This is a genomic window from Mycoplana dimorpha (genome assembly GCF_003046475.1).
GTDB lineage: Bacteria > Pseudomonadota > Alphaproteobacteria > Rhizobiales > Rhizobiaceae > Mycoplana > Mycoplana dimorpha.
This window is the reverse complement of the sequence record NZ_PZZZ01000019.1, coordinates 1-5,737: the sequence shown is the minus strand read 5'-3', so window position 1 is coordinate 5,737 and position 5,737 is coordinate 1. Positions and strand designations below refer to the sequence as shown.

The window sequence follows — 5,737 nt, the reverse complement described above, 5'->3', positions numbered from 1 at the left end:
TCGGCACGTTTGCGCCCCGCTCGTTCGGCGGAGCCGTCGTGAGAGCTGCCTCGCTTACCTTGTCGTCACCTTGGACCGGCATATCGGCGGACAGCGGAGGCGTGGTATCCGAGATTTCTTCAGTTGGGAAAGAGTTTAGTGGTTTATGCTCGATCTCGCGGGCGATGGCCTTGAGATCGGTGTCGCCCCAAATCGAAGCGCTCTGCGATTTTGGTTGTCGTCGGCTCGACTTGAATTCAACAACGAAGCTGCGTCGTGCTCTCATGCGAGATAGTATTCCCAGGAACGAGGAAGGCAACCCGGCCATGCGGCCGGGGCCACACATAGATCCAGACGAGGCGTTATTTCAACCCCGTAGAGCTGCAGCCGCTCGGCTCAGTCCAGCCCCAACCGCTGGCGAAGCTCTGTGTTCTCCGCGAGGAACTTTTCCGCGAGCAAACCGCGGAACCGCTGGTTCTCCGCTTCGAGCTTAACCAGATCGGCCAATGTCTCGATGCCAGCGGCCACGTTTGCTTGTGACCTTTTTGCCATCGGCGCTGCGCGTTTCCACTGATAGTAGTTCTGTTCGGAAATGCTTGCGTTCTTGACCGCGGCCTTCAATGTGGTGCCATCAGCAATCTGGGCTTCGATCTGGCGAAGCTTTTCAGCCTTCTCGCTTTCAGAATAACGGCGACCCTTTGTGGACGTCGCCAACATGGCTTGGCTTGATTGTGACGGACGAGGCTCTGTCTTCCGGCCCCGCGTCTTCCGCGCCTTCCGAGGGGGTACAGATTCGACCTCGGCTCTGGTCGCCGGGTTGAGTTGTGGAGGGTTTTGTTCTTCGGCCATTGTGAGAACCCCTTTGAAGGTCCTCTTTTGTCAAACGGAAAGCGCGATGAGTCAATAAGGGCGTACGCTCGCGTGCTGATACGCGAACTGCAATGTCTCGCTGGGGCAAAAGGAAGTGTCATGACCTACGAATGGGACAAGCAGCGTGCAAAGCGCGTTTTTGTAATGCCGTTACCGGAGTGCTGCCTGATCTCAGGAAGGCGCTGTTCGATCAGTGGTCAATGTGGACGCATCGATTTAAATCGGCTAACAGACGGATAAGTATCCGGCCTCTAGCGCGGTGAACGCTGGGCAAGACTACCGCTGTTATTCCACGTCCTCCTCGCCTATAATTTCGTATTCTCCGCGACGGGTAAAATTGATGAGTTCAATGGGACAGCGGTCGTCCCCAATTTGAATGTGTAGGTCACAATCGGCCGTCGCGATGTTCACGGCGGCGATCGCCTCTTTCTCGGAGCGAGCCGTGACCCAAACGGAAGTCAGAGTGGGAATATCAATCAGAAATCTTTTCATTAGTGGGCACCAACTTGAGGATTAAAGTTTGTGGTGAGATTCCCGTCGGCGCGACGGTTGAATTTCTGTCCGACAGAACTGCCCGACAGACACCGGCTGATACGGGTTGCCGATGACCTCGTTATCAAGGGCGGAAGGGCCATACCACTGGCCCGACCGATTGTAGTTACGAGTCAGTTTTTGAGCTTTTAGGCGATAGTCAGCGCAAGGCAAGCTAGACATCTTCAACACCGATCAAGGCCCGCAGTTCACCTGCGTTGGCTTCACGGCCGTGCTGCCGAAACCGGAGAGTGTGAATGCAGAGACGGAAGTTCAGCTGGGAATTCTCCGCGCGAACGGAATGACATTGGAGCCATCGGGCGCAGCTTCATTGGAATACGCTTCGGGCATATCCTCGGACGCGGTATCTTGCTCAAGTCGGAATATCAGGCTTTCGATTTCGTGTTGCATGTCCTTGAACCCTGGCGCAAGTCGCGGAACTTCGATCGTTGCAGCCCTCCCAAGCATCACCAGTGCCGGAAAATCCTTATGAGCGGATGGCTTCATGGTCCAGGTTTCGGAACGATCGCTGTGCACGTCGATCTGGATTTCACTCCCCTGCCCTTGCCGCGCCGTTGTGATCGCAGTCTGCCAGCGTCGAGCGAACGCCGCGACGATGCACAGCTGCAGGCCTCGCGATCCACTTGCCCAACCGCCCGCAGACCGCAGCGTGCGCATTTCCTCGGATGCTTGACGAATGGCTCGCGCCAGACCCATTTCGATAACTTTTTGACAAAGTGGGCTAAAGGTAATCGATGTTTGCATCAAAAGGCTCCTGAATGTTCAAGCGGCCAACAGCGGCCGCCGAATTCAGGGTTGCCCGTCGGCTTGCAAGCGACACGCGGAAAATCGTGCTTTCAAGAATTCGAAACTAACACGGATGAAGAAGTAGCCTGGCCAGAACAGCTGAATTTCCTCGCATTTCTTCAAATATGTGCGGAATGGCCCATCAGTCGTTGACAAGGCTGGAAAGCGGTTCTGGTCGCGGCGATCGCTGAGATTGGATATCAGACCATCGGATCTGATATCCAACCGGGCAGCGCTGCTTCGCCGCCAACCTTGGATGAAACTACACCCAGCCGCATTGCTGACGGATATTTACTGAATTGGGAGCAGACCGAGAACTCCATTACTGTGCCAACGATCAGGAATATGGGTTCGGACTGCCCACTGATCAGGAGACCAAACCAGAGGCCGCTATGCTGCCTCATCTGCAGCTTTTGCCACTGAAGCATCTTCTGCGAGTTTCTCCCTTCGTTCGCGATTTTCCTTAAATTTCGCTGCAAATGCCAAATCGCGCGGGTTCCTTTGGCGGCCGAGTGGCAGATCAAGGTCTTCCGCGAACTTTGTGACAGCGAAGTTCATCCACGCATCGCCGAGCGGATAGTGTCCCAGTGGTTCTTGCAGCTCAGCTTCGAAGTCAATCTCCACCTGAGCGAGCGCACTATAGATTGCCAGTCCGACTGCTCTTGCAAGAACCGGCGGGAAAGCGTTGGCGATCTGCTGACGCTGCTGCCGTTTCGAGCCAGTGAACTGCCAGTGTTCGATGAACCCTTGTAGCCGCGCCGCCATGCCTAACGTCAGCCGCGGCACAAGGTTGATTGGTGCGTCGGCCGCAGGCGCAGCATCGGCAAGGCCGGTAGGATCCACTCCGAGTTCGAGCCATTCCTGTTCCTGGAATTTTGACGCGAACCCGGCGATGCTCGTTTTATCGGAACCGCCGACCAAGGTTGGAGCAAACTTGTTGGCCCTCTCTACCCATGCATCGACGCCTTTCCAGCCGTTTGCTGACATTAGATCGCGAAGTGCTTCACCGAGGGTGAGTTTCCACTCCGGGAACACCGTCGGCATACGGAACCGCGACATATGACCGTCCCGGAATGCGATCAGAACCAGGCGCGGCCGCTTCTGCGCAAGTCCAAAATCCTTGGCCGCAATAGGAAATAGTGCGGCTTCATATCCCGCCTTTTTCAGTTCCGCGAACACCTTGGCACGGTATTCTGCGTTGCCGGCGTGGTCAAAACCAGTAACGTTTTCGAGCATCACGGCGCGCGGTCTGACTTCGCGGATGATGTCAATCGCGACCATGAACAGATCACGCTCGTCCTCTCCTCCCCTACGGGAGCCAAGGGCGGAATGCGGTTGGCACGGGACGCCACCGGCAAGCAGGTCAATCTGGTCACGATAAACCGAAAAATCGAACTCGCGGATGTCGACCTGATGTAGCGGGCCGAACGCAAAATTTGCTTCCAGCGTATTTACCGCATGCACATTTTGCTCGAAGACGCCCAGCGAAGCAAAACCTGCCGCATGCAGCCCAGTTGCCTGGCCGCCTGCTCCAGCGCAGATCTCGAGCAGCATGAATGGTTTGCGCACGGCCCTTGCAGCTAAGACTTCTGTAAGAGAAGGCTCAGGTCGGCTGTCGCGCGCCGCTACAGACTTATTGAGACGTGACAGTTCTGCGCTGCAGAGCCATGCAATCTTTCGGATGATACCGGCCTCAATGTATCGGTCCGTTTCTCCGTTAGCATATTCTGCGTCGTAGAAGTCGCCGATTGCAAGCCGCTTCAGTGCAAGGTATGCCTTGGCCAACCTCAGCTCTCGGCTATCACCAGCATCGAAGAACCACTGCTCGACGGCAGGCAGTCGGTTCACATCAAAATATTGCGTGAAGCGCTGCTGCAGCTGCTGAGCCGAATGAATCAACGGCTGCTGCCGTTCGGCTAGGTTCTGCTCGTTACACTGATCCAGCTCGTGGTGCTCGACCAGGGCATCAACGAACGCCAACAGATCATTCATGTATGTGGCGAGATCGCATTTCCTGCGACGTGTCGCCTGCCCCACCAGGAACCGCTGGTGGGTCGAACGCACAAATTCGGGCTTCGCCGCATCCAGGTTGCTTCTAATTCTGGCAAGATCGCTTGACTGAAGCGTGCGACCGTTTTCGATTTGCAGCAGTGCTTCCTTTTTTACATCATTACGTGCCGTTGCGAGCGATGCAACGACTTCTGGAGCGACGGCCAGCTCGAGCAGCAATTCGCGATCGGGGATAGTCGCTTTCGCAGTTTTCAGCAGCAGCGATGCTTCGCGCTTCGTGAACCCCCAATCGTGCACCAGAATCGCAAGTCGTTCGCCGCGGTCTTTTTGCGGAAGCTCGCCGACCATATCCACGAGCTCGACAAATTGCCTGGTCCACTGCTTGCGGATGGTGCGTGCGCGATTTCTCATCTTTGAAAAGCTGGTTGGTTTCTGCATATCCGCAGGATCGTCAGTGATGGCCACCCCGTCGTGCAATGAACTTTCGGCAATAATTTCGTCGTTCAATTCATCCTTGGAAATATGCATGTTCTGCTCCGTTGTGAGCACAAGCTATTTGCCATGCGCTAGGAAATTTTGAAGCGCATGGATACAACTTTAATGATTGAAGTATTTGGTTGATTACTAATTTAGTGATGGAATGTGTCCGGCCGCAGAGTGCCTGGTCAGGCCAGGGCAGCTGTTTCAGTTATGTGAGACCGCGGGATCAACGCGGTTTCGGGGCTGCTACGACCAGCGGAATGCGTTGCTCGCCGAGGTATTCGCCATTTTCCCAGAAATAGCGCCAAGGCTTTTTGGTGTAGTCTGCCGCTGGCAAACGATACATGGTGAGCCGAACGCTTTCGACGTCTGGCGCTTGTTCTGACAGACGCTTGATATAGCGACCAGTAGCATCGCGGGCAAAATGCTGGTGCAGCGTAGTAACATCTTCGCCGTCGCATTCATCGATGTTGATCGTTTCGACTATGCATTGATGGTCGTCATCTACCAGAACGAATGTTCCGTTCAGTGTAGTGTATGCGCGCACCGCATAGCGAAAATCACGCCATGCGGAGTGTCCGTTCCCGTAGAGCTGGTCGATGCTTTCTGCTGTTGCAAATGGTGATGTGACGCCATTCACGAGGTCATCGAAAATGCGCGCTGCTTTCCAGTTGCGCGGTTCGTTGATGCCGTAGTCATCAGGTGTAAATCCGATAGTCATTTTGAACTCCAAACTTCTGTTGATTGAAAAAGTCATAATCAAGAATACAATGATGGTTGTCCGGGTTTTCCATGCTGTCAAACGCTTTCGCAAAATTCGGTCGCGGCGACAAATCAATTGAATGAATCGTCCCCCTGATCGATTGAAACTAGGATGGACGGAGCAAGTTTCACCGGCAACAATCGCATTATGCAAGCGACCGAATTCCACCTCAGGCGAATTATGCCACAGCGTGGAATGGCGCGGTGGGTTCAAGTTTGAAGTGCGACTTGCGAGAGATAACAACGTCTTATCTCCCGCGAGGAACAGCGCATGCCACGCACCTACTCCCAGATCAAC

5 protein-coding genes and 1 pseudogene are annotated in these 5,737 nt (G+C 54.7%); all 6 read right to left on the bottom strand.

The genetic code is table 11. From position 1 onward, the window contains the following. Positions 1 to 265: pseudogene (locus C7449_RS21990) on the bottom strand (hypothetical protein); the annotation flags it as partial. 110 nt (positions 266 to 375) lie between these two features. Next, positions 376 to 828, bottom strand: coding sequence for a transposase (locus tag C7449_RS21450; protein ID WP_108004935.1), 453 nt, complete (start codon positions 826 to 828; stop codon positions 376 to 378). A 306-nt stretch (positions 829 to 1,134) separates the two neighbouring features. After that, a complete protein-coding gene (locus tag C7449_RS21445; protein ID WP_108004934.1) occupies positions 1,135 to 1,341 on the bottom strand; it encodes a hypothetical protein in 207 nt (68 codons plus the stop codon). Positions 1,342 to 1,653: 312 nt separating this feature from the next. Then, positions 1,654 to 2,145 carry a hypothetical protein gene (locus tag C7449_RS21440; RefSeq protein ID WP_146165129.1) on the bottom strand — a complete coding sequence of 164 codons (492 nt, stop codon included), beginning with the start codon at positions 2,143 to 2,145 and terminating at the stop codon, positions 1,654 to 1,656. A 432-nt stretch (positions 2,146 to 2,577) separates the two neighbouring features. Further along, positions 2,578 to 4,725, bottom strand: coding sequence for a DNA cytosine methyltransferase (locus C7449_RS21435; RefSeq protein ID WP_146165128.1), 2,148 nt, complete (start codon positions 4,723 to 4,725; stop codon positions 2,578 to 2,580). Positions 4,726 to 4,903: 178 nt separating this feature from the next. Next, positions 4,904 to 5,737, bottom strand: an 834-nt coding sequence (locus tag C7449_RS21900; RefSeq protein WP_170115987.1) for a hypothetical protein, incomplete at its 5' end; no start/stop codon positions are given.